Annotated in this window: 22 protein-coding genes; 9 read left to right on the forward strand and 13 right to left on the reverse strand. The window is 63.7% G+C overall.

What is annotated here, in order from left to right:
• The first annotated feature begins 290 nt into the window (after positions 1 to 290).
• Positions 291 to 548: a DUF2798 domain-containing protein gene (locus GGD66_RS08460; RefSeq protein WP_026202400.1), complete on the forward strand. Its 258-nt coding sequence runs from the start codon at positions 291 to 293 to the stop codon at positions 546 to 548.
• A gap of 7 nt (positions 549 to 555) precedes the next feature.
• On the opposite strand, the gene GGD66_RS08465 is transcribed toward GGD66_RS08460, so the two are convergent.
• The 3 genes from GGD66_RS08465 to GGD66_RS08475 all read right to left on the reverse strand — a co-directional run bounded on the left by GGD66_RS08465 (position 556) and on the right by GGD66_RS08475 (position 3,794).
• Positions 556 to 2,343, reverse strand: a complete 1,788-nt coding sequence (locus GGD66_RS08465) for a chloride channel protein (protein ID WP_183257388.1) — start codon at positions 2,341 to 2,343, stop codon at positions 556 to 558.
• A 12-nt stretch (positions 2,344 to 2,355) separates the two neighbouring features.
• Positions 2,356 to 3,009 (reverse strand): class II aldolase/adducin family protein, encoded by a 654-nt coding sequence (locus GGD66_RS08470; RefSeq protein ID WP_018320684.1) that lies wholly within the window; start codon positions 3,007 to 3,009, stop codon positions 2,356 to 2,358.
• Between the two features lie 158 nt (positions 3,010 to 3,167).
• Complete coding sequence (locus GGD66_RS08475; protein WP_183232111.1) at positions 3,168 to 3,794, reverse strand: MarC family protein; 627 nt, start codon at positions 3,792 to 3,794, stop codon at positions 3,168 to 3,170.
• An 88-nt stretch (positions 3,795 to 3,882) separates the two neighbouring features.
• Between GGD66_RS08475 and GGD66_RS08480 the strand changes: the two genes are divergently transcribed.
• The 5 genes from GGD66_RS08480 to GGD66_RS08500 all read left to right on the forward strand — a co-directional run bounded on the left by GGD66_RS08480 (position 3,883) and on the right by GGD66_RS08500 (position 7,883).
• Positions 3,883 to 4,089: a hypothetical protein gene (locus GGD66_RS08480; RefSeq protein ID WP_018320686.1), complete on the forward strand. Its 207-nt coding sequence runs from the start codon at positions 3,883 to 3,885 to the stop codon at positions 4,087 to 4,089.
• Positions 4,090 to 4,202: 113 nt separating this feature from the next.
• On the forward strand, positions 4,203 to 4,769 hold the full coding sequence (locus GGD66_RS08485) for a ferritin-like domain-containing protein (protein ID WP_092261794.1): 567 nt from the start codon (positions 4,203 to 4,205) through the stop codon (positions 4,767 to 4,769).
• A 179-nt stretch (positions 4,770 to 4,948) separates the two neighbouring features.
• Positions 4,949 to 5,332 (forward strand): Hsp20/alpha crystallin family protein, encoded by a 384-nt coding sequence (locus GGD66_RS08490; RefSeq protein ID WP_018320688.1) that lies wholly within the window; start codon positions 4,949 to 4,951, stop codon positions 5,330 to 5,332.
• An 8-nt stretch (positions 5,333 to 5,340) separates the two neighbouring features.
• The gene (gene lon, locus GGD66_RS08495) at positions 5,341 to 7,722 is read left to right on the forward strand and encodes an endopeptidase La (protein ID WP_183257389.1); all 2,382 of its coding nucleotides are present in this window, start codon (positions 5,341 to 5,343) and stop codon (positions 7,720 to 7,722) included.
• Between the two features lie 5 nt (positions 7,723 to 7,727).
• Positions 7,728 to 7,883, forward strand: a complete 156-nt coding sequence (locus GGD66_RS08500; protein ID WP_183257390.1) for a hypothetical protein — start codon at positions 7,728 to 7,730, stop codon at positions 7,881 to 7,883.
• Between the two features lie 72 nt (positions 7,884 to 7,955).
• Here GGD66_RS08500 and GGD66_RS08505 read toward each other — a convergent pair whose 3' ends face one another.
• The 3 genes from GGD66_RS08505 to GGD66_RS08515 form a co-directional block, all read right to left on the reverse strand.
• Positions 7,956 to 8,258: an HU family DNA-binding protein gene (locus tag GGD66_RS08505; protein ID WP_018320691.1), complete on the reverse strand. Its 303-nt coding sequence runs from the start codon at positions 8,256 to 8,258 to the stop codon at positions 7,956 to 7,958.
• A gap of 356 nt (positions 8,259 to 8,614) precedes the next feature.
• The gene (locus tag GGD66_RS08510; RefSeq protein WP_183257391.1) at positions 8,615 to 9,847 is read right to left on the reverse strand and encodes an acetyl-CoA C-acetyltransferase; all 1,233 of its coding nucleotides are present in this window, start codon (positions 9,845 to 9,847) and stop codon (positions 8,615 to 8,617) included.
• Positions 9,848 to 10,104: 257 nt separating this feature from the next.
• Positions 10,105 to 11,568 carry a GH1 family beta-glucosidase gene (locus tag GGD66_RS08515; protein ID WP_183257392.1) on the reverse strand — a complete coding sequence of 488 codons (1,464 nt, stop codon included), beginning with the start codon at positions 11,566 to 11,568 and terminating at the stop codon, positions 10,105 to 10,107.
• 205 nt (positions 11,569 to 11,773) lie between these two features.
• Here GGD66_RS08515 and GGD66_RS08520 point away from each other — a divergent pair, with 205 nt between their 5' ends.
• Both GGD66_RS08520 and GGD66_RS08525 read left to right on the forward strand, forming a co-directional pair.
• Positions 11,774 to 12,613: a VOC family protein gene (locus tag GGD66_RS08520; protein WP_026202401.1), complete on the forward strand. Its 840-nt coding sequence runs from the start codon at positions 11,774 to 11,776 to the stop codon at positions 12,611 to 12,613.
• Positions 12,614 to 12,642: 29 nt separating this feature from the next.
• The gene (locus tag GGD66_RS08525; protein WP_183257393.1) at positions 12,643 to 13,059 is read left to right on the forward strand and encodes a putative quinol monooxygenase; all 417 of its coding nucleotides are present in this window, start codon (positions 12,643 to 12,645) and stop codon (positions 13,057 to 13,059) included.
• Positions 13,060 to 13,123: 64 nt separating this feature from the next.
• Here GGD66_RS08525 and GGD66_RS08530 read toward each other — a convergent pair whose 3' ends face one another.
• The 3 genes from GGD66_RS08530 to GGD66_RS08540 form a co-directional block, all read right to left on the reverse strand.
• Positions 13,124 to 15,949 carry a winged helix-turn-helix domain-containing protein gene (locus GGD66_RS08530; RefSeq protein ID WP_183257394.1) on the reverse strand — a complete coding sequence of 942 codons (2,826 nt, stop codon included), beginning with the start codon at positions 15,947 to 15,949 and terminating at the stop codon, positions 13,124 to 13,126.
• A gap of 529 nt (positions 15,950 to 16,478) precedes the next feature.
• Positions 16,479 to 16,913: a helix-turn-helix domain-containing protein gene (locus GGD66_RS08535; protein WP_104461260.1), complete on the reverse strand. Its 435-nt coding sequence runs from the start codon at positions 16,911 to 16,913 to the stop codon at positions 16,479 to 16,481.
• Positions 16,914 to 17,204: 291 nt separating this feature from the next.
• Positions 17,205 to 18,158 (reverse strand): LysR family transcriptional regulator, encoded by a 954-nt coding sequence (locus tag GGD66_RS08540; protein WP_183257395.1) that lies wholly within the window; start codon positions 18,156 to 18,158, stop codon positions 17,205 to 17,207.
• Positions 18,159 to 18,239: 81 nt separating this feature from the next.
• On the opposite strand from GGD66_RS08540, the gene GGD66_RS08545 reads away from it, so the two are divergent.
• Positions 18,240 to 18,815 carry a nuclear transport factor 2 family protein gene (locus GGD66_RS08545; protein ID WP_183257396.1) on the forward strand — a complete coding sequence of 192 codons (576 nt, stop codon included), beginning with the start codon at positions 18,240 to 18,242 and terminating at the stop codon, positions 18,813 to 18,815.
• Between the two features lie 67 nt (positions 18,816 to 18,882).
• On the opposite strand, the gene GGD66_RS08550 is transcribed toward GGD66_RS08545, so the two are convergent.
• From GGD66_RS08550 to GGD66_RS08565, 4 genes are all read right to left on the reverse strand, one after another.
• Positions 18,883 to 19,290 (reverse strand): hypothetical protein, encoded by a 408-nt coding sequence (locus GGD66_RS08550; RefSeq protein WP_018320701.1) that lies wholly within the window; start codon positions 19,288 to 19,290, stop codon positions 18,883 to 18,885.
• 61 nt (positions 19,291 to 19,351) lie between these two features.
• Complete coding sequence (locus GGD66_RS08555) at positions 19,352 to 19,504, reverse strand: hypothetical protein (protein WP_183257628.1); 153 nt, start codon at positions 19,502 to 19,504, stop codon at positions 19,352 to 19,354.
• A 133-nt stretch (positions 19,505 to 19,637) separates the two neighbouring features.
• Complete coding sequence (locus GGD66_RS08560) at positions 19,638 to 20,000, reverse strand: hypothetical protein (RefSeq protein ID WP_092261803.1); 363 nt, start codon at positions 19,998 to 20,000, stop codon at positions 19,638 to 19,640.
• Between the two features lie 111 nt (positions 20,001 to 20,111).
• Positions 20,112 to 22,583, reverse strand: coding sequence for a TonB-dependent receptor (locus GGD66_RS08565; protein ID WP_183257397.1), 2,472 nt, complete (start codon positions 22,581 to 22,583; stop codon positions 20,112 to 20,114).
• Positions 22,584 to 22,653 lie beyond the last annotated feature (70 nt).

The following is a 22,653-nucleotide window of genomic DNA, read 5'->3' on the forward strand; positions in this document are numbered from 1 at the left end:
TAATCTTGCCGATGCTCTTGCCAAACGTAGGGATGTGCAAACCGGATTCAATGCGCAAACCGTTGAGATGGTTTCATGTTCGCGGCAATCTGCCACGTTTCGAACGATTGTAAACCGAACGACCAACTCGCAGCTTGAACCATCGAACCTGAGCGGATAATGAACAGCCGCGCCGTTTTTCGGTCGCCGTAAGCGTTTCACGTGAACCAACGCATCAACCGACGCCGTCGGGATCGATGCCATTTGCAGGGTTCAACGTGATCGACGCGTCCTTTTCCAAGAGAAATCAGATGATTGTGGTTCGCAAACTGCCGGCGCGCTATGCGCCGATCGTGATGCCGTTCGTGCTGTCCATCCTCATGACGGCCGTGGTGTCGGTCATTTCGACGCTCCGGAGCTTAGGGGCGACGCCGGCATTCCTCGCGACTTGGCCAGGCGCCTGGGCGCTGTCCTGGCTGGTCGCCTTTCCGACGCTGCTGGTGGTGCTGCCGATGGTGCGGCGGATCGTGACGCTCCTCGTCGCAGCCCCGCCTCAACCAGGCCGATAGAAGGCGCCTACGACAGCGCCCCAAGCACGCCGCGCGTCGCCTTGTCGATCTCCTCGACATAGCGGCGGCGGGCGAAATTTTCGGTGAGGAAGCCGACCACCTTGCGGCTGTCGGTGGAATCCACCACCGCCAGCATCTCGGCTTCGGCCTCGTCGAACACCGCCATCGCCGACTTCACGTTCATTTCCGGGATCAGCACGATGTCGATCAGGCGGGCGAGCTCGATCACCTGGATGTCGTCGGCGATGGTGTCGAGGTCGCTGGAGAACAGGTCCGGCAGCAGGACCAGGCCTACATATTCGTCGGAATTGTTGACGATGACGATACCGGGCCGCGATCCCAGAGCGAACTCGCGGCGGACCGCGGCGATCGTCGTGGTCGAGGGCACCTTGCCGACGTCGGAGCGCATCAGCCGCTCGACGGTGAGATTGCGCAGCCAGCCGACGTCGTTGGCGCTGCGGATGGTCTCGCCGCGCAGATGCAGGCGCCAGGTCGAGAAGGAGTGGCCGAACATGAAGCGGACGCAGATCGAGGTGACGATGCAGCCGGCGAGCACCACTGCGGTGACGTCGACATTGCGGGTCATCTCGAGCACCAGGAACGACATGGTCAGGGGGCCGCCGACGATGGCGACACCGAGCGTCGCCATGCCCGTCAGCATCGCCACCAGCGGATCGATCGCGAAGTTCGGGCTGATCAAGAGCAGCACCGCGGCAAAGAACTTTCCGATCAGGCTGCCGACGAACAGCGAGGCGAAGAACAGACCGCCGCGGAAGCCGGAGGCGAGCGAAACCAGGCAGGCCGTCACCTTCAGGGCAATGATCAGCGCGATCAGGCCGATCGTCATGTCGTGAAAGAGATCGAGCACCATGGCGCCATGGCCGGCCGCCAGCACCTGCGGCGTCACGATGGCAAAGCCGCCGACGATGAGGCCGCCGATCACCGGCCGGAGCCAGATCGGCAGCCAGGCGAACAGGCGCTCGAACATCGGCGAGGAGCGCATCACGGCGATGCCGACGCCGCTGGTGATCAGCGCAAGTCCGATCAGGGCCAGATATTGCTCGACGCCGACGGCGCTGACCTTGGGTATCTCCAGCGAGTATGGCGCGCCGCCGAGCCATTGCGCGGTCAGCGCGCCGGCGAGCGAGGCTGCCAGGATCGGGGCGGCGCTGCCGACCGAATAGACGCCGACGATCAACTCACAGGCATAGAAGGCCCCGGTGATCGGCGCGCCGAACGCCGCCGCGATCGCAGCCGCCGCGCCGCAGCCGACCATCAGGCGAAGATCGTTGCGGCGCAGATTGAAGAACTTGCCGAACAGCGAGGCGATCCCCGAGCCGATCTGGGTATAGCCCGCCTCGAGGCCGACCGAGGCGCCGCAGCCGTTGGAGATCAGCGTCTGGCTCGACACGATGACGCTGTCCCGCATCGACAGATTGCCGCCGCGCAGCGCGTTCGCCTCGATCGGATCGACCGCATTCGAAATCTTCATCCGCCGCCGCGACCACTCCATGATGCCAAGCGAAAGCCCACCCAGCGCCGGCGCGATCAGTGCCGCCCACGGGCTGACTCTCGCGTGGGCCGACAAGTGGACATCGACGGGAATTCCATAGATCACCACGTGCGCGATCTGCGCGATATGCGCCATCAGCGTCACCACCGCGCCGGCCAGCGTGCCGATCACCAGCGCCAGCGGGATCAGGTAGAACTCGTTGCTGCGCAAGAGGGCGCGCAGCCGAACCATGGTGCGGTTCGTCCCCTTGCGATCCACGAGATGCCTGATCCGCACGAACACCTTCTGCCTGCCCTACCCTTCCGACAGGCCGTAGCCGGCCATGCGCTGGCGGACCCGCTCGATCTCGGCGCTGGGAAGCAGCGGCGGCTGTCCGATCTGGAGGCAACCGTGATATTGCCGCGCCAGCGTTTCCACCTCGACGGCGAGCCACATCGCCTTGTCCAGCGTCTTGCCGATCGCGATCATGCCGTGATGGTCCAGCAGGCAGGCAAGCCGCCCCTCCAGCGCCCGCACCGCATGTTCGGACAGCTCCACGGTTCCGAACGTCGCATAGGGCGCGCAGCGGATGCTGTCGCCGCCGGCCGCCGCGATCATGTAGTGCACCGGCGGAATCTCCATGCCCATGATCGCCAGGATGGTGCAATAGGTCGGATGGGCGTGCACGACGGCGTTGACGTCACCCCTCGACTTCAGGATGTCGCGATGAAAGCGCCATTCGCTCGACGGCTTCTGATCGGGCGCATGTGTGCCGTCCATGGCCATGAAGACGATCTGGTCCGGCGTCATGGCCTCATAGGGCACGCTGGTCGGCGTGACCAGGAGCCCGTCCACATGCCGGACAGAGATATTGCCCGAGGTGCCCTGGTTGATGCCGAGCGCGTTCATGCGCCGGCAGGCGTCGATGATGGCCTGTCTCTTGGCGGGCTCGTCCGCTGTCATCGACATCCCGATTTCCTGATCGATGGACTTGTTAGACCGGAAGTACGTCAAAGCAACATGGCAGTGCAAGCGAAAGCGGCCCGGATCCGGTGCCACCTTGTCGCCCCTCCCGCCAAACCACGATATGGACGGCAAAATCGACAAATTCACAGATTGTCGCAGCCCTATGACAGGCTGGTCCTGACCGCCGCAATCCCGTTGATCACGAACTGCACGGAATAGGCGGCGAGCAGCATGCCGAGGACGCGCGACAGCACCGCATTTCCGGTGCGTCCGAGGGTCGTCGCGATCAAATGTGCCGAGACGAAGCACAGCATGCAGAGCAGGCAGACCGAGAGGACGACCGCGATGATCACCGCGAGTCTCGCCCCATAGCCGGCATCGCCCGAAAGCAGCAGCGTGGTCGCAATCGCGCCGGGGCCGGCCATCATGGGGATGGCCAGGGGAAACACCGCGACATCGGAGGCGTGCTCGGACGTCGCCTTGTCGGCCTCGCGGGCCTCGCGATGCGGACGATCGCCGAAGATCATCTGGTAGGACACGCCGAACAGCAGCAACCCGCCGGCAATCTGGAAGGCGGGGATCCCGATCCCGAGCTGGCGCAGCAACCAGTTTCCGACCAGCGCGATCACCACCAGGATCGAGGCTGCGATCAGCGGCGCGCGCAGCGCGATGGTTCGTTTGACCTTGTCGGGCATGCCCCCTGTCGCGGCCAGGAAGGCCGGCGCAAGGCCGACCGGGTCGACCACCAGCAGCAGCGTCACGAAGGCGGACAGGGCGAAGTCGAGCATGTGTCGGTGGGATCCTTGGACGCTGGAACGATGGCTGCCGGGCTGACTTAGCCCAGCAAAGCCGCTTTGGAAATCACTGGAGGCGACAATGAGCGACAGTGGAATCGGAATGCTTCTCGGCCAGCTCTCGGCCAACCTGCTCTGGCTCTGGTTCATCGGAGCCTTCGTGCTCGGCGGGGTCCTCGTCTATGGCGTGATGAAGGCCGGCCACCTCAGGCGCAGCGAGCGGGCGCAGCTCGATCGCAATACCGAGGCACGGCAGCGCCAGGAAGATCCCTACAAGCGCCCGACCTGAACGGTTGCCGCGCGCGCCGGTTGCAGTTTGGAACTTTCGTTCTCCAACCGGCTTTGAACGCCTGAGGATTGGGGAAGGAGATGCCTTCCCGTGTCACCTCAAGAGGAGGACATATGGCTAAACGAGCGAAGAAACGCGCACCCAAGAAGACCGCCGCGCGCCGACCGCGTCAGGCGCCGAAAATGCTCAGCGACCTGTTTCTGGAAACGCTGAAGGACATCTATTTCGCCGAGAACAAGATCATCAAGACGCTGCCGAAGATGGCCAAGGCCGCGCAATCGAAGGATCTGGCGGCCGCTTTCAACAAGCACCTGCGTGAGACCCAGGGCCAGGTCAAGCGTCTGGACCAGATCTTCAAGATGCTGGGCAAGCCGGCACGCGGCAAGCCCTGCGAGGCCATCAACGGCATTACCGACGAGGGCGCCGAGATCATGAAGGAGTTCAAGGGCGCACCTGCACTCGATGCGGGGCTCCTCGCGGCCGCCCAGTCGGTCGAGCACTACGAGATCTCCCGCTATGGCACGTTGCGCACCTGGGCCGAGGAGCTCGGCATGCAGGACGCAGCAAGGCTGCTTCAGGCAACGCTGGAGGAAGAAGAGGCGACCGACCATACGCTGACCGAGCTGGCGACGTCCGTGATCAACCTCGAGGCGGAAGAAGATTACCGCGCCGCGGCCTGACCCGCGCCCCTGCCGATGACGGAACGCCGCGGCCAAAGCCGCGGCGTTTGCATTTTGGGCCAAAGCCGCGGCGTTTGCTTTTGCGATCGCACGACGGCGCATGGCACGTCAGCGCCACTGCACTGGATTTCCCGGGAACCAGCCCCATATGCAGGCTTTCCCACCCCTGAGCCCGCATCATGCAACCCAAAAATCCCCTCGACTGGATGCTGTCCGAAGCCCTGGACCAGCTGACGCGCGCCGACCGGCTGCGCCAGCAGTTCGGCCGCCAGGAAGCCTGCTGGGAGCCGCCGATCGACGTGCTCGAAACCGAGCATGAGCTGCTGATCCTGGTCGCGCTTCCCGGCGTCAATCCGGACAATGTCGAGACGGTGATTCATGACGGCGTGCTCGTCGTCTCCGGCCAGCGCACGCTTCCGCCGGAGCTTCGCAACGCCCGCATCCACCGGCTCGAGCTGCCGCAGGGGCGTTTTGAGCGCCGCATTGCATTGCCCCTCGGCCGCTACGCCATCAGCCGCTTCGTGATGGACGGCTGCGTCGCGCTACGCCTCGCCAAATCCTGAGGTCGATCATGGCCACCGAACAGATGAACAACGAACAGACCAATAACGACGTGAAGATCCCCGAAGACGCGCTGATCATCGTCGCCGTACGCGACATGGTGCTGTTTCCCGGCGCGATCGGGCCGATCGCGATCGCGCGACCGAAATCGATCGCGGCGGCGCAACAGGCGCTGCGCGAGCAGCGGCCGATCGGCATCGTCCTGCAGCGCAATCCCGAAGTCGACGATCCCACGCCGGACGACCTCTACCGGGTCGCGACCATCGCCAACATCGTGCGCTACATCACCGCGCCCGACGGCACCCATCACATCGTCTGCCAGGGCGTGCAGCGTGCGCGCATCCTCGACTTCCTGCCGCGGACGCCGTTCCCGGCCGCGCGCATCCAGCAGATTCCGGAGCCGACCACGACTTCGCCGGAGATCGAGGCGCGCGCGCTGAACCTGCAGCGCCAGGCGATCGAGGCGATCGAGCTGCTGCCGCAGGCGCCGCCCGAGCTCGCCGCGATGTTCCAAGGCACCACCGCGCCCGGCGCGCTGGCGGATCTGGCGACCTCGTTCATGGACATCAAGCCCCAGGACAAGCAGGAGGTGCTGGAGACCATCGACCTCGCCTTGCGCGTCGAGAAGGTGTCCAAGCATCTGGCCGAGCGGCTGGAGGTGCTGCGCATCAGCAACGAAATCGGCCAGAAGACCCGCGCCAGCTTCGACGAGCGGCAGCGCGAGGCGATCCTGCGCGAGCAGATGGCGACCATCCAGCGCCAGCTCGGCGAAGGCGACGGCAAGGCGGCCGAGGTCGCCGAGCTGACGTCTGCCATCGCCAAGGCCAACATGCCGCCGGAGGCGGACGCGCACGCCAGGAAGGAGCTGCGCCGCTACGAGCGCATGCCGGAGGCGGCCGGCGAAGCCGGCATGGTCCGCACCTATCTCGACTGGCTGATCGAGCTGCCCTGGGCGCTGCCTGCTGAGAAGCCGATCGACATCAAGGAGGCGCGAGCCATCCTCGACGCCGACCATTTCGGCCTGGAGAAGATCAAGGGCCGGATCATCGAATATCTGGCGGTGCGCAAGCTGGCCCCGCAGGGCAAGGCGCCGATCCTGTGCTTCGTCGGCCCGCCCGGCGTCGGCAAGACCTCGCTCGGCCAGTCCATCGCGCGTGCGATGGATCGCCCCTTCGTGCGCGTCAGCCTAGGCGGCGTGCATGACGAGGCCGAGATCCGCGGTCACCGGCGCACCTATATCGGCGCGCTGCCCGGCAACATCATCCAGGGCATCAAGAAGGCTGGCAGCCGCAACTGCGTCATGATGCTGGACGAGATCGACAAGATGGGCCGTGGCGTGCAGGGCGATCCGTCAGCTGCCATGCTGGAGGTGCTCGACCCCGAGCAGAACGGGACGTTCCGGGACAATTACCTGGGCGTGCCCTTCGACCTGTCGCGCGTGGTGTTCATCGCGACCGCCAACATGCTGGACCAGATCCCGGGCCCGCTGCTGGATCGCATGGAGCTGATCAGCCTCGCCGGCTACACCGAAGAGGAGAAGCTGGAGATCGCGAAGCGCTATCTGGTACGGCGTCAGCTCGAGGCCAACGGCTTGACCGCCGAGCAGGCCGAGATCGAGCCGGAGGCGCTGAAGCTGGTGGTCAAGGGCTACACCCGCGAGGCCGGCGTGCGTAACCTCGAGCGCGAGATCGGCAAGCTGTTCCGGCATGCCGCGGTGCAGGTCGCCGAGGGCACCGCCGTGAAGGTCGTGGTGGGGGCGAAGGACATCGCCACCGTGCTCGGCCAGCCGCGCTTCGAGGGCGAGATCGCGCAGCGTACCAGCATTCCGGGCGTGGCCACCGGCCTTGCCTGGACGCCTGTTGGCGGCGACATCCTGTTCATCGAGGCTTCGCGAGTGCCCGGCCGGGGCGGCATGATCCTGACCGGCCAGCTCGGTGAGGTCATGCGCGAGAGCGTGCAGGCTGCGCTGACGCTGGTGAAGAGCAAGGCCACGCAGCTCGGCATCGATCAGTCGGTGTTCGAGAAGAGCGACATCCACGTTCACGTTCCGGCGGGCGCAACCCCGAAGGACGGACCGAGCGCGGGCGTTGCGATGTTCACGGCGCTGACCTCCCTGCTCACCAACCGCACGGTGCGCAGCGACACCGCGATGACCGGCGAGATCTCGCTACGCGGCCTGGTGCTGCCGGTCGGCGGGATCAAGGAGAAGGTGGTGGCGGCCGCGGCGGCGGGCCTGAAGCGGGTGATGCTGCCGGCGCGCAACAAGCGGGACTATGACGACATCCCGAAGAGCGCCCGGGACAACCTCGAATTCATCTGGCTGGAGCGCGTCGACGAAGCCATCGCCGCGGCGCTTGAGCCGGTCGAGGTCAAGGTCGAAGCGGCGGAGTGACTGCGATGAAGAAACTGCTGGAGAAAGCGAAGAGATCGCGGACGACGCAGCGGCTGCGCCAGTTGCTCGATCGCGCGATCGACCGGGTTCGCGATGGGCTGGCGGCGGCCGGGCCGCAGCTTCAACCCATTCCGGTCCGGGTGAAGCGCCGCAAGGGTTGAGCCCTCCGTCTCAGGCCCTCGCGGCTGCCCCAATCAAAAGGCCCCCTCCGACCCGAGGGGGCCTTTGCGTTGTTAGCCCACGGCGTCCTTGGCCGCCTTGACCGGGCGGGCGCGGACGATCTTGCGGGCCGGCTTGGCCTTGAACATCATCTCTTCACCCGTGAACGGGTTGGTGCCCTTGCGCGCCTTGGTCGCGGGCTTCTTGATGACCACGAACTTGGCGAAGCCCGGCACCAGGAACAGGCCGTTCTTCTTGAGCTCCTTGTGACCGACGTCGGTCAGCGTCTCCATGACGTTCTTGACGTCGCGCTTGGAAAGCTCGGTGGCGGTCGCAATCTTTTCGATCAACTGCGATTTGGACATTTGGGTTGGCATCGTGTCTCCTCTGATTCGTTGCCGGTTGCATATTAGACCAACCGGCGAAGGCCTATAGCCTTCTGCACAGTTTTGTCGCGGTTTTACGGGCTTTTTTGGCCCTCAGCGGCAAAAAACCCTGCTTTTTAGCTACTTCCGGAGCGGGAGAAGCCTCGGGCAGCGGATTTTACCTTGTTTCAAAGGCCCGCACGCAACCTTGCTAAAGCTGATTCGCCGCTTTCGACAAGCGACGAGGTGCCTCTTTGTGCGCGGAGGAGCGCGTTTCGCCCTAGAAAATAAGGCTAGATCGTCGCGTTGGGACGTCTCACCCGCTCCCTCACCCTATTCCCACAGGGGCGCGGCGAGCTTCGCTCGCGCTAGATGCGCTCGATGATGATGGCCGGCGCCATGCCGCCAGCGGCGCACATGGTGACGAGACCACGCTTGAGGTCGCGCCGTTCGAGCTCGTCGAGCACGGTGCCGATCAGGATCGAGCCGGTGGCGCCGATGGGATGGCCGAGCGCGATCGAGCCGCCATTGACGTTGACCCTGGCGCGATCGAGCTTGAGGTCGCGGATATATTTTTCCGCAACCACCGCAAACGCCTCGTTGATCTCGAACAGGTCGATGTCGTCAACGGTCAACCCCGCCTTCGCCAGTACCTTGCGCGTGGCCGGCACCGGCGCGTTCAGCATCAGGGTCGGCGAGTCCCCCATATTGGCCATCGCGACGACACGGGCGCGGGCTTTAAGGCCATGCGCCCTGGCATAAGCGGGCGAGGCCAACAGGATCGCGGCGGCGCCGTCGACGACACCGGACGAGTTGCCGGCGTGGTGCACGAAGTCGATCTCGAGATCAGGATATTTCTGCAGGATCAGGCCGCGATAGGTCGTGCCCTTGTCGTCGAGCGCGTAGTCGGCGATCGCCGGGAATGCCGGCTTCAGGCTGCTGAGGCCCTCCATCGTGGTCTGCGGCCGCGGATATTCCTCGTGGTCGAGCGCGAGGCTGCCGTCTTCGCGATGGACCGGCACGAGGCTCTTCTTGAAGTGGCCGTTCGCCATCGCATGCGCGGCGCGCTTCTGGCTTTCGAGCCCGAGCGCGTCGACGTCCTGTCGCGTGATGCCTTCCATGGTCGCGATCGCGTCCGCACAGACGCCCTGATGCGACTGCGGATGCCGCGCGCGCAAGCGCAGATTGCCGGAGTCCATCATCATCGGGCCGCCGCCGCGGCGTCCTTCCATCGACATCATCTCGCAGCCGCCGGCGATGACGAGGTCTTCCGCGCCCGCCATGATCGAGGCAGCCGCCATGTTGACGCTGGTGATGCCGCTTCCGCAGAAGCGATCGAGCGTCACGGCGCTGGCGCGCACGTCGTAGCCGGCATCGAGCGCCGACATACGGCCGAGATCGCCGCTTTGTGTTGCGACCTGCGCGCTGCAGCCCCAGACGATGTCGTCGACATCGGCGGTGTTGATGCCGGTCCGATCAGCGAGCGCGCGCAGCACGATGGCGCCGAGCTGCTGCGGATGAATGCCCGAAAGCGCGCCCTTGCCGGCCTTGCCGACGCCGCGCGGGGTCCGGCAGGCATCTATGATCAGCGCGTCAGCCATTGGCGTTGTCCTCTTGTTGTGGGTTGTTGCGGATGGTTTTGAATCAGGGGGAGAAGGGAGTCAATGCGCGGCTGCTGCACTCCCTCTCCCCGTTCTTACGAGGTCGGGACGAGCTACGCTCGCCCTGAGAGGGTTGGGGCGAGGGGCTGCCTCGGCAAAAACGGTAACAAACGGACTCGCGGAGGCTCCCCCTCACCCGGATTTTCCGCTCCGCGTAAAATCCGGCCTCTCCCCGCGCGCGGGGAGAGGCGAAGACCTCACGCCCCCGCCGCGTTCTTCGCGATCACGTTGCGATAGAAGCTGGCGCTGAGTTTCGGCGTGCGGACCTGGGTGTCGAAATTGACGTGGTACAGCCCGAAACGCTTGTTGAGGCCGTACACCCACTCGAAATTGTCCATCAGGCTCCAGAGGAAATAGCCGCGCACGGGCACGCCCTCGGCGGTGGCGCGCTGGAGCTGGGCGAGATAGTTGCGCAGATACATGATGCGGTCGGTGTCGTAGATCTTGCCGTCCGGCGTGACGACGTCGTCGCCGGAGGCGCCGTTCTCGCTGATGTAGATCGCATCCGTCTTCCAGATCTTTGCCGCCAGCTTCGGCACCCAATAGAGCGTCTCCGGTCCGACGCGCAGCCAGTCCGAGTTCATGTGCGGGAACGATTTCGGGATCGGCAGCGGCATGAAGCCCGCGCCCTGGTCGGAGGCCACCACATAGTTCTGCGGCGCGTAGATGTTGAGGCCGAGGAAATCGACCGGCGAGGAGATGATCTTCAGCTCCGCATCGGTGTATTTCGGCGCATTGGGGCCGGCGAATTGCAGGAAGGCGTCGGTGTAGCGGCCCGTCATGATGACGTTGAGATAGCCGGCATTCATCTCGCGCAGCGCGATCTCCGCGGCACGGACGTTCTCCGGCGTGTCGATCGCGGGCGCGCAGGCATCGATGTTCTCGGCCGGCCCCACTCTGGTGCCGCGGCGGCCATGGGCGCGCACCGCCTGCACCGCGAGCCCGTGCGCGAGCGCGCTGTTGTGCCTGATCTGGTTGACCTCGGCTTGCGGCAGCGTCATGCCCGGCGCGTCGATGCCGATGCCGTAACCGAAATAGACGAAGCGGCCGCTCTCGTTCAGCGTGAACACGTTCTTGACGCGGTCGGTCAGATGCTCGGCGACATAGGCTGCGTAGTCGCCGAAGATCTTGCAGGTTTCCGTCGAGCGCCAACCGCCGAAGCGATCCTGCAGCGATTGCGGCAGGTCCCAATGATAGAGCGTCAGCCACGGCTCGATGCCGTTTTTCAGGAGCTCGTCAACGAGGCGATTGTAGAAGTCGAGCCCCTTCGGGTTGGGCTTGCCGTCGCCGTCCGGAAACAGCCGCGGCCAGGCCACCGAGAAGCGGTAGGCCTTGCAGCCGAGCGCCTTGATGAGCGCGATATCCTCCTTGTAGCGGTGATAGTGCTCATTGGCGCGGTCACCATTGGTGCCGTCCTCGATCTTGCCGGGGATGCGCACGAACTTGTCCCAGATCGAGGCCCCTCGCCCGTCCTCGTTGACCGCGCCCTCGACCTGATAGGACGAGGTCGCCGTGCCCCAGACGAAGCCCGTCGGGAAACCGCTGCCGCTGCGCGGCGGCGATGCCGGCCTGGCGTCGGCTGCCTCCAGAGGATTTGCCATTCCGGCCGCGGACAATCCCGCCAGCTTGGCAAACTGGCGACGCGAGACCTTGTCCGACATGGTAATGCTGCTCCAAGGGTGATGCTGATGCTGCGGCACAATGGCGCGTCGCAGGCGGTTTGAGAAGCCGTGGGGTCGGGATTTGCGGATGCAGAATTGTGGCACACCGACCCACGACAGAATTTACTTCAATTAACCTGCAAAACCCTCCGTTCTCCAGCAAGTTCTACGTCGCGCCATGTCGGTCAAGCGATGGAGACGGAAGATGAGCGAAGAGACAGACTTTGAGACGACGGGCATTGGACGCCGGGATGTTCTCCTTACGGCAGGGGCCATGCTGGCAGGAATGGCGGCAACCAACCCGGCGGCTGCAAATGCCCAAGGCGCTCCGCGCCCCGCTTCGGTTGCTCGCGATTCCGCGCCACTCGGCGCGCGGCTGCAAGGCGTTCAGCATTTCGGCGTGACCGTGCAAAACATGAATCGCGCCTTCGAGTTCTACACCGAAGTGCTCGGCGGCACCGAGATTTTCCGCGACGGAGATTTCCAGGGTGAACCGATCCACAACACGCTTTTGACCGATCAGGAAATCGAAGCGCGCGAACGCCATGTCAACCCGCGCACGATCGGGGTTCCCGATCTCAGGGGAGGCACACAACGCTTGGACGTACGCTTCGTCCAGTTCGACAACGTCGTGATCGAGCTTCTGCAGTATCGCGACGCTGGCCAGCCATCGGGCAGCGGCGACAGCTTCGCAGAAGCGCGCGACCACATGAGCCCGGCGTTTCCGCGCTCCATGCACATCTGCTTCTATGTGAGGGATGACGTCGACTTCAACAAGTTCATCCACGACCTGGAGGCAGAATCGGCGCGCCGCGGCATGACCCAGGTGCGGGCCAATCGTGTGATCACCGTGACATCAGAGCAGCAGCGCCGCGCCGCCCCGATGGAGGCGAACACCAATCGCATCACGCAGGGCCTCTCGGAAGGCTGGGAGCTGATTTATTGCAAGGGCCCAGAGGGAGAGCAGCTCGAGTTCGTCAAGGCTCTGGGTCCAGTGAAGAAGCGCTTCAGCGACGCGCTCGCCGCCCGCCAGCAGCGGGGCTAGAGCAATTATCGCAGAGAAGGACGATCTCCATGATGTCACGGAAACGAATGATCCTGGCCCTCGTCGTCACAGCTTCACTGGCCGGCGCAGCATCAGCCACCGCTCAGGAACGCGACGGCGTTCGCTATCGTGCCATTCCCGATGGCGCCTATTCGGTCGTCGCCGAAGTCCGCGCCAAACCGGGCAAGGAACGCGCGCTTCGAGAGGCAACGCTGCCGCTTGTCGCCCTTGTCCGAAGCGATCCCAAGAACCTGGTCTACTTCTTCCAGGAGGACCGCGAGACACCAGGACGCTTCATCTTCTATGAGATCTTCGCAAGCCGCGACGACTTCGAGGCCCACAATGCCATGCCCTACGTCCAGCAGTGGTTCGGCCGGCTCCCCGAGCTCGCCGAGGGGGGCGTCGTGGTCAGGCGGCTGGAGATACTCGGCCACAACGGAGGTTGAAGTCGCGCCTCGCCGTCGCAGCGAGCCCGCGGCGAGCGCTTGAACCTGATTGCTGAATTTACCTTCAGGACAAGCGGGCAATCTGCCGCCGGGCGATCGACCCCGCTGTGGGCTCGTCAAGAATCTCGCGTGCCCGGTCAAGTCCGGGCACACACTCTCGATCGCCGAGACGCCCCAACAGCTCCTTGAGCACGGCGTGCGCGACTTCCGCCCGTCCGGCCATCAACTCCAGTTCGGCGAGACCGACACTGGCATCGCATTCATGGAAATAGATACCTTGAGCGCGCGTCAACTCGATCGCGCCCCTGAACAGGCTCCTTGCGGCGCTCAGATCGCCCGGCCGATTCCGCGCCATCAGGATCCTTGCGAGGACGGGGTGATGCCGTCCAATGAGTCGGCCGTCCCGATCACCGAGACATTGTGTCATTGCCTGCTTTGCCGCAGCCTCCGCCCCATCCAGATCGCCCAGCCTGCGTCGCGTATCCGCGAGCTCAACCCAAAGGGTCGGATGAAGCGTCCCTGTCTTCAGGATGAATCTGTCCTGCAGATTGTGGGTCAGGCTGCGTTCTGCCGCTTCCAGGTCACGGGCTTCCTCGCGGATCAGAAGAGCCTGAAAGACATCGACCAGAACGCGCCATGGACGATAGAGGCTGGACACAGCTTCGAGCTTCCGCAGATAGAGTCTGACACGTTGAAAATCGCCAGATGCAAGATGAGCCCAGATAGCTCCCTGCGCGAGCACGAAGTACAGGGTCGTCACGTGGCCCTGGCTTTCCGCTTGGCTGACGGTAGATGCCAGCAGAGACCGCGCCTGATCGGGATAACCCAAATAGAACTTCGTAAGCCCGAGCCCGACCTTGCAGGAGATGATCGAGTCGATGCCGCCGAAATAGAGCGAAACTCTCCGGGGAATCGCCGATCGGTCATTCAAGAACGCCTCGAATTTCTGGTGCGCCAGCGTCATATCGGAGGCCTCAAAGGCCTGGAAGGCGGACCAGCGCAGGAGAAGCCTCGACATCACGGCATCGTTCGATCTCCTGCATACCGCCGCGAACGCATCGATGTAGGGCGAGGCGGGACGCCTGGTCAGGAGCATGTTCTGGATGATGCCGTAGAGCGCCCGCATCTCCAGGAGATCGTCGCGCGCGATTTGTGCTGCGCGCCAGGCGTGCTCGTAGAGGCTCGCACCCTCAAGACCCGGTACATAGACCTGCGCCGCCGCGAGCGCGACCAGCACGCGAGATCTCACGGCGGGTCCGACATCGGGACTGCTGTCGGCAAAGCGCAACGCCAGCTCCAGATGAGGAACGCCTTGCGCGAGTGAGGTGAACTCGAGCCATAGACGTTCGGCTGCAAGAACCAGCGCTATTCCGAGGCCGGGCTTGACGGAAAACGCCCAATCGAGAGCGACGCGAACCTCGTCGATGTAACCACGCAGCTGTGCACTGTCCGCGACGGAATCGCAGGCATCCCAATCCCTCCGCTCCAGCATGTCGAGGAAATAGCGCGCATGGCGCTCGTGCACCCGTTCCCGATCGTCTGCCGCGTCCGATGCCCGAGTGGCGTAGGCCCGGGTGGTCTCCAGCAAGCGATATTCCAGCGGCGCGGCCCGATGATCGAGGCTCAGAAACGACTTGCTCGCTAATGCGGCAACCGCTTCGCGGACACCTCCCATGTCCAGATCGTCATCGCCTGCAACCGCAATTGCAGCACCGAGGGTGAAAGGCCCGGCAAAAATGGAGAGGCGCCCGAGCACCACCCGCTCCCTTTTGGGAAGAAGATTGTAGCTCCAGTCGATCGTTGCGGCGAGCGAGCGATGACGCGGAATTGCGGTCCGACGATCCACCCAGAGCAGGGAGAATCGTTCGTCGAGCCCGCGACGAACCTCTTCGATGCCGAGGACGTCGACCATCGACGCCGCGAGTTCGATCGCCAGGGGCATCCCGTCGAGGCGCCGGCAAACATCCGCGATCGCGGCCGCGACGGTATCATCGATCGCGAAGTTCGGCGTTCTCCGGCAGACGGTTCGCGTGAACAACTCTGCCGATGAATAATCCTGAACGTTTCCGGCTGTCACCGGAACAGACGACGGCGGGGTTTCGAGCGGATCGAGACGCCAGACAAGTTCGCCTTCGATCCGCAGGGTTTCGCGGGTCGTCACCAGAATATGGACGTCGCGGGTGCCGCTGAGCACGCTTTCAACGAGGAGCGCGACGCTCTCGGTGACATGCTCGCAGGAATCCAGGACAAGCAACAGACGCCGGCCATGAAGGGCAAGCAGGACCTGATCGAGACTTGCAGCCATCTGAACCGGCAGATCAAGCGCGCCGGTGACGGCCGCATAGATCTGACTTCCGTCAGTGATACGGTCGAGCTCGACAAGGCAGACTCCGTCGCAATAGGATTTCTCAAGCTCGCTCGCCACGGCAAGCGCGACGGTCGTCTTGCCGATGCCGCCGGGCCCAAGGATGGTGACGAGCCGGTCGTTCTGCAGAAGCTCGCTGATGTCGCCGATCACCGCGGCGCGGCCGATCGGCGCATGCATCGCGCCGGGCGCGCGCGATCGGCGCTTCGATGGGTGATAGACGCCGACGTCTCCGACGAAGCGGTAGCCGAAGGACGCCTCTGCGCGGATCAGGTCTCCGTATTCAAGCAGAGCCTTTCTCAGGCCGGAGATCTGAACCTTCAGGTTGTCCTCGGTCACGGTTCGCCCGGGCCATGCGCGATCGTAGAGCACGGCCCTTGAAACGAGCTCACCCGGAGCTTCCAGCAGGGCGCCCAGAATCGCGGCCGCGCGCGAGCCGAGCCTGACGTGAGTCTCACCGTGCAACAGCAAGCGTCTGGCCAAGCTGAAACGAAACGGTCCAAACGTGATTTCCGGACCCGCCATCGCCTGCCCAGCCCTCAGCGCACTGATGATCGATCGGTCGGCAGCTCAGCGAAGGCACCGAGCGAGCGCTGACCTTCCGGCGGCAGCAACCCAACAACGTGTCGTGGGCGCAGAGAACGATTGATCCGACCCCTGGGAACCAGGATCGGAGGACATTCGGATCGAAGCAGGATCATCGGTTCTGGCCAGTGCTCAGCCGGTACGAATATACGGAGCTATCAATCACTGGAGCGTAATTCTTCTTTATTGGCACGAATTAGGTCGCGCGATTTGTCGCAGACGCGAGAGCTTGTCCGACATTGATGCTGCTCCCGAGATAATTGCTGCGGCCGCACAATGGCGGGTGGCGAGGCAGTTTGAGAAGCGAGGTTTCAGGGTAGCAGAATGCGGAATTGCGGTGTCAAACCGTCGAACGACGGACACCAGAAATAGGGCTTCGAAGCCAAAAAGGGCGTGGCCACCTCTGTATCGATATGCCTGAAGAGGCACGGAAAGGGCCACCCCGATCCACGGGTCGGCGCGTTCCGCGTCATGCAGCGTCCAGCGCCTTTAACTCGTCAGCCGCAGCGATGATCGCACCCCGAATCTTGACGAAATATTCCGCATCGATCCGCGACGCGAGCCAATCCAGCTCGCCCGTATGGCCGTGCTCATTCACCTTGCGGACTACGCCTTCGCTGATCAGCACGTTGAGGCAGCGCCGGACGTTCGAGCGCGGGAGCCCGAGATATTTGGAAACGTCGGAGGCCGTACGCGGCGGAGCGCCGAGCTCGTCGCTCACGCGAATCATCATCGCGACCAGCAGCTCTTCAAACACAGCGCCGAGGTGCTTGCGAGGATAGCCGCTGCGCATCGCCACGAAGCACGTCACCAACAACCTGCCGACAATCGCCGATTGCTTCTCGCGCTTCGTCACTGCTGCATCTGAATTGTTTGGGATTTCTCCGGCCATTTTCGCCACCATTGTCTTCGCTCGCGATTGTGTTTAGCTGGCGCATGCTTCGGCCGCAAATGAAGCTGTGTTAAGCTGGAGCACATCGCTCATGCGTCGGCATCTCAGACAGACTTTCGCGAACGAGACGGTCTTTGCGATTATTGTGACCTGTTTCGGGCTTTTGCCGGTCGCCATATTGCTGGTTGCTCTCTTCGTTAGGTAAACCTCCAACCCTGCTCTTCGGTAAGGCGCGGATCGGCAGACGTAATAACGTCACTTTTCGGCGTCGGATGAATACCTTTCAGCGCCAGAGGGGCGGCTTTAGGGCCGACCTGCTCCGATTGCGCCGACCACGACCTGCATGAGCCACGCGATGCCGGCATCTCTCATTGCTGCCTTGGTTGCGATCGCGCGGATCGCATCCGGTTTACGCGCAAAAGGCAGCTCGACGAACACCAAGCCGAAACGGCCGGCGTGGTGCTCCACCAATCTTCGCGGCAATGCTGCGATCAGATCAGATCCTGAAAGCTGGACGAGCGCCATCATGAAATTCGGGACAGTCAAGGCGATGCGGCGCTCGAGGCCGCGCTTTGCCAACATCTGATCGACGAAACCGCGCGCTTCACCACTGAGAGACACCAGCAGATGCTGTGATTGCGAGAATGCAGCACGGGTTGGCGCTTTTGCGAGGGGATGTCCCCTGCGCATGGCCAGGACAAAATCCTCGTCGTAGAGCCTGCGCGCCTCGAATCGCGGCGATACCGTCGGGAGCGGCAGCATTGCGACATCGAGCTCGCGTCTTTCGAGCATATCGAGGCTTTGGTGCCAGGGCTCCCCGATCGCGCCGCCGCGCGGCGCAGGCATCAGGTGGATCAGGGCGAGGTCGATATGGGGGGCCGCAGTCGCGATCGATCGCAGGAGCTGCACGGATGTCGCGACCAGTACGGCATCGGGGGCGCCAATCGTGAACCGGCGGCGGCTCTTCGCGGGGTCGAACGGTGCAGCCGAGCCGATCAGCTGTTCGATGCGCGCGATGATCTCGGTCACGGGCTCCTCGAGCTCCAAGGCCCGCGCCGTTGGAACGACGCCCTTTGGTGTCCGCAGAAACAGCGGGTCGTTCAGCAGGAGACGGAGCCGGCCAAGCGCATGGCTGACAGCCGACGGCGTCAGGCTCAGCCGGCCTGCAGCACGCGCGACATGACGTTCTTCCAGAACAACGCGGAAGAGCACGAGGAGATTCAGATCGATCCTGGATAGATCAATTTGGTTCAGCATGATGCTGAAATCATATCGCTGGATTCATCAAGTTCAAGGTCTCATGGATGGGTGGTTCGTCGTTCGACCAGGAGACGTGAAATGACCCAGAGACCGCCCGGCGCGAACAATTGGCCGGACCGGCAGGCGAAGATGTCGCGGCGCTCGATGATGGCCGCCACGGCTGCAATTCCGCTGTCCGTTCAGCTTTCAGCCGATGAGGCCGTCGCAAAAGACGCGATAGCGAGCCTCATCGAACGTGCCCGCGCGAAAAATGCCGCCTTCATGCGCGGCGACATGGATCGCTGGCTCCAGCTCGTCCGCATCGCGCCGGATTTCACGTTGATGCAACCCTTCGGCGGGCCTGCCAGTCGCGGATTCGACGCAAGCCCCAGACGCCTGGCCGACCTGTCGCGATACTTCAGGGAAGGCGAAACCGAGCTCGATGTCTCGCAAACCTATGCATCGGACGCGATCGTCGTTCTCGTCATGATCGAACACCAGCGGGCCGAAGTGGGCGGATTGCCGGCTCAAGACTGGTCGCTGCGCGTGACCGAGGTCTACCGCAAGGATGGCACGGATTGGCAACTCGTGCACCGTCATGCCGATCCGCTGGTCCGAAGCATCACCTTGCAACAAGCCGCGATACTCGCCCGGGGCTGGCCGGAGGAAAAATGATATCCCTCACCTCGCTGGAGCGGCCTGCCAGCTGGCTCGTGACGTCACGCGTCGCGATAGAGAATTTTCAGCGCGAGCGCTTCGGCAGCTTTGGCAGCTTGTCGGGATTGAATGCCGGGAACTGCTCGGTTCGTTCATCTGCCGGCGGCTGCTGTTCGGTCAGAATGAGCGTGCCCTGGAGGATCATTCCGGGCACCTGTTGGGCCGTCGCGGTGTAAGTCGCGATCTTGCCGGGGCAGTTTCCCTCGATGTCCAGGGTGAGCTCGTCTTCCACGCCGAAGACCGTCGCACGCCCGTCGGTATGACGCTTCGTTGATACGGTGGCGGTGAAGCGATCTCCATCGACCCGGCACGAGCCGTGATACGTCATCAGGCTGTCACGGCCCCAGATCTGCCCGTCTGCGACATGGACGATCCCGGTGCCCTGGTCGATCGGCGTCTTGTACCACGCCGCATATGTGCCGTCCTTCAGCATGGGAGCAGTCTCCCTTGGCCATTCCCGCACGATAATCCGCATGATTAGCGCTAAGGAACCGTTAATCGCGCGGCCCGTGCCAATCCGGCCTTTCCTTGCGCAGCTCGGCTTCAAGCTCCTCGACGATGCCGTGAAGCAGGCACGCGGCAAGCGGATCCGTCACCTCCCGCTCCAAGCGCCGATAACGCGCGATCCGGCACTCCTGCTCCATCAATTGGTGCTCTGTCATCACATGGGCCCTCCGACGAACTGACGCGGAGACAGCCAGGCAGTTGCATTAAAATTTTCAGATCATTTGACATGGTTTCCGATCGGTAAAGACGACACCGCGCGGAGCTTCGGCTGCTCTAGGAGACCAGACGAAGCCAGACATCTCTGCTTGCCAGCGTGCCATTCGGCGTGGCGATCTCCATGTCCACGACGTGTAGAGAGCCGGGCTCGTCTCCATAGATGTACCTGAGGTGCCACATGGGACCCAGGTCCGGTGAAATGACAAAATCGTCCAATCCGTCGGTGATATCGCGAACGGCCTCGCGATGGGTCAAAGGCGCAGAAAACATCGCATCGATCAGGTCGGCGAGGCTCATGCCCTCGACGAGCATAAGTCGCGCGACCTCGTCACCGTAGACGTGCCGAAGCGCTGAAACGATAGCAGCGACGGCATCCGGATTCTTCAACGCCACAGCAAAGCGAGCCTCCGAGCCCATCATGCCGGAGGCGGGATATTCTGCAAGCTCAGCGAGCGGAACAAGAGGTGCTGGCTCCGGCCGCGGCACTCGGAGCCGATGCTTCGCCGCTGGCCTTGGATACGGCACCCGCGCCTAGAAGGTCACCCGCATCCCCGCGTAGAACGCACGGGGCCTCGCCGGGCTCAGCGAGCGCGGGTCGGTGAACTCGGCGCCGCCGTTGGTGAAGTTGGGCAAGGCCTCGCGGTCGAAGAACTGTCCGTAGGTCGCGTAGCGCTTGTCGAAGATGTTGTCGATCTTGCCATAAAGCTGGATGTTCTTCGTCACCTGGTAGGAGGTGTGGAGATTGAACACGGTATAGGACGGCAGCTTCGCGTACTGGTTCGATTCGTCGCCGACCAGGTATTGGCTGGAGACGAACAGCGCGTTGCCGCCGACCTTCCAGACGTCGGTCACGGCATAGTCGATGCCGACCTTGATGCGGTGGCGCGGGATCGCGGGAAGCTGGTTGCCGGGTGAGACCCGGATGGTCTCGGTGGCCGGATCGGCAAACGGGCTTTCGGAGCCCAGCTCGAGCGGATCGAGGAAGCGCGCGTCGACAAACGCATAGCTCGCCTGGAACTGGAGCGTGGGCGACTTGATGTTGACCTCGGCCTCGAGGCCCTGCCGCCTGGTACGGCCGACATTGGAGAAATAGCCGAAGCCGGTGCGTCCGACCGCGGGTATCGCGACGATGTCGTCGTTATTGGTGGCGCGGAAGCCGCCGATCTTCCAGCCGAGCGTGCCGATGTTCAGCTCCTTGGAGCCGCGCAGGCCGGCTTCGACGGTCCTGGACACGACCTGCTTGAGCGGCGGATCGGAGACCAGAAACGCCGCAATGAGGCAGGGCCGAGCTGGATCGGAGCAACCGAGCTCGAGTGGCGTCGGCACGCGGTTGGCCTCGGAATAGCCGGCATAGGCGGTCAGCCCCGGCGTGATCCTGTACGTGCCTCCGATCACCGGATTGAAGCGGGTGAAGGTGTGATCGCCGTTGAGATCGGTTCCGAGCTGATCCTCCAGCTTGATGCGCGCGACATTGAAACGGCCGCCGCCGGTGATGGCGAAGGCGTCCGTGACGTTGAACGTGTCCATCGCATACAGGCCGTTATATTGGTTGACGGTCCGCAGCGAGACGGGACCGGCAACTGTTTCCGGCTGACCGGTCGGCCCCAGGAAGAGGCCGCTGCCGCTGACGACGTAGTTTTCTCCGATCGAGCCGATCTCGGCGGTGGCGTTGTAGCGCGTCACGCTGGCATCGTAAGTCGCGCCCATCACGAAGCGATTGTCATGCCCGAACAGTTGATCGGTGTTGGTGGCCTGCCCTGACACGCCGAAACTGGTCGAGCGGATCGTGCTCCGGTCGATCTCGCCGAGGATGGTCCCCAACGGATACGGATTGACGAGCTGCGCGCCGTTGGTGCCATTCGCCGGCGTCGTATCATCGCCGAAGCACAACAGCCCCAAGGCGGCGCATTCCTGCACGTCGGTCGGATTGCCGTCGACGAGCTTTTGCTCGTACCTGCGCACATGCGCGGTGCCTTCGAGCGTCCAGGTCGGCGTCGGATCGACCTTTCCGGTCAGGTTGAGATAGCCGACACGGTTGGAGGTGGTCTGCGGCGTGGTGTAGGTCGCGCCCCAATATTTGTCGAGCAGCTCGGCTGGAACGGTGGCGCTGGCGCCGAAATCGTTCTTGGCCACGCCCATATTGGCGTGGAATTCGCTGTCGCCGGCTTTGTAGCCGACGTCGCCGTAGAAGCGCCGCACGGTTGATTGCGAGAAATTGCGGAAGCCGTTGTCGCGCAGGCCTTCGAGCGCGGCATAGACGCCGTAGTTCTTGTCGACCTGCTTGCCCCATTGCGCCGAGCCCTGGACGCGGCCGAACGAGCCGCCCATCACGTCGATCTCGGCGCCCTGATAGTTGAAGCCGTCCTTCATCTGCAAATTGATGGCGCCGCCCAGCGCGTTGAGACCGAAGGCGGGATTGTTGGTGACCAGCGTCACCGACCTGATGGCGGCGGTCGGGATCAGGTCCCAATTGACCGCGTCCGAGAAGGCTTCGTTGATGCGGACGCCGTTCTGATACACCGCAAGGCCTTGCGGCGTGCCCGTCACGGGCGAAGCCACGAAGCCGCGGAATTCGACATCCGGCTGGAACGGATTGCCGGTGACCTCGGTGATGTTGACGCCGGCGATGTTGTCGCGCAGCGCGTCGGTGACGTTCAGCGAGCCGGTGCGCTTGATCTGGCTGGCATCGACGGCGTTGATCGCCGACGGGACCTTGTCGACATCGAGACCCCTGCCGGTGCCAGGCGCGGTCGGATAGACGTAGATGCGGGTCCGGGGACTCGCGGACGAGGCCGCCCCGATATGCGCAACCGGCCGCGTCGGCGCGGTACGCCTCGCCACCGACGGCGGCGGCGCCGCCACTTCGACCGGCGGCAGATTCTGGACGTTGGTCTCCTCGTCCTGCGCGGCGCCGGCGGGGCCCGCCAAGACCACCCCGGACACCAGACCGGTCGACACTGAGGCCATCAACAAACGACGCTTGAACGAAAGAACCTTGCCCATCCCCGCCTTCCCATCCGTGACCACCGGCTGTTTTGATTTTCGCCGATTGGTCGGAACGAGTGTATTCGGC

It is taken from the genome of Bradyrhizobium sp. CIR48, from assembly GCF_014198315.1.
Classification (GTDB): domain Bacteria; phylum Pseudomonadota; class Alphaproteobacteria; order Rhizobiales; family Xanthobacteraceae; genus Bradyrhizobium.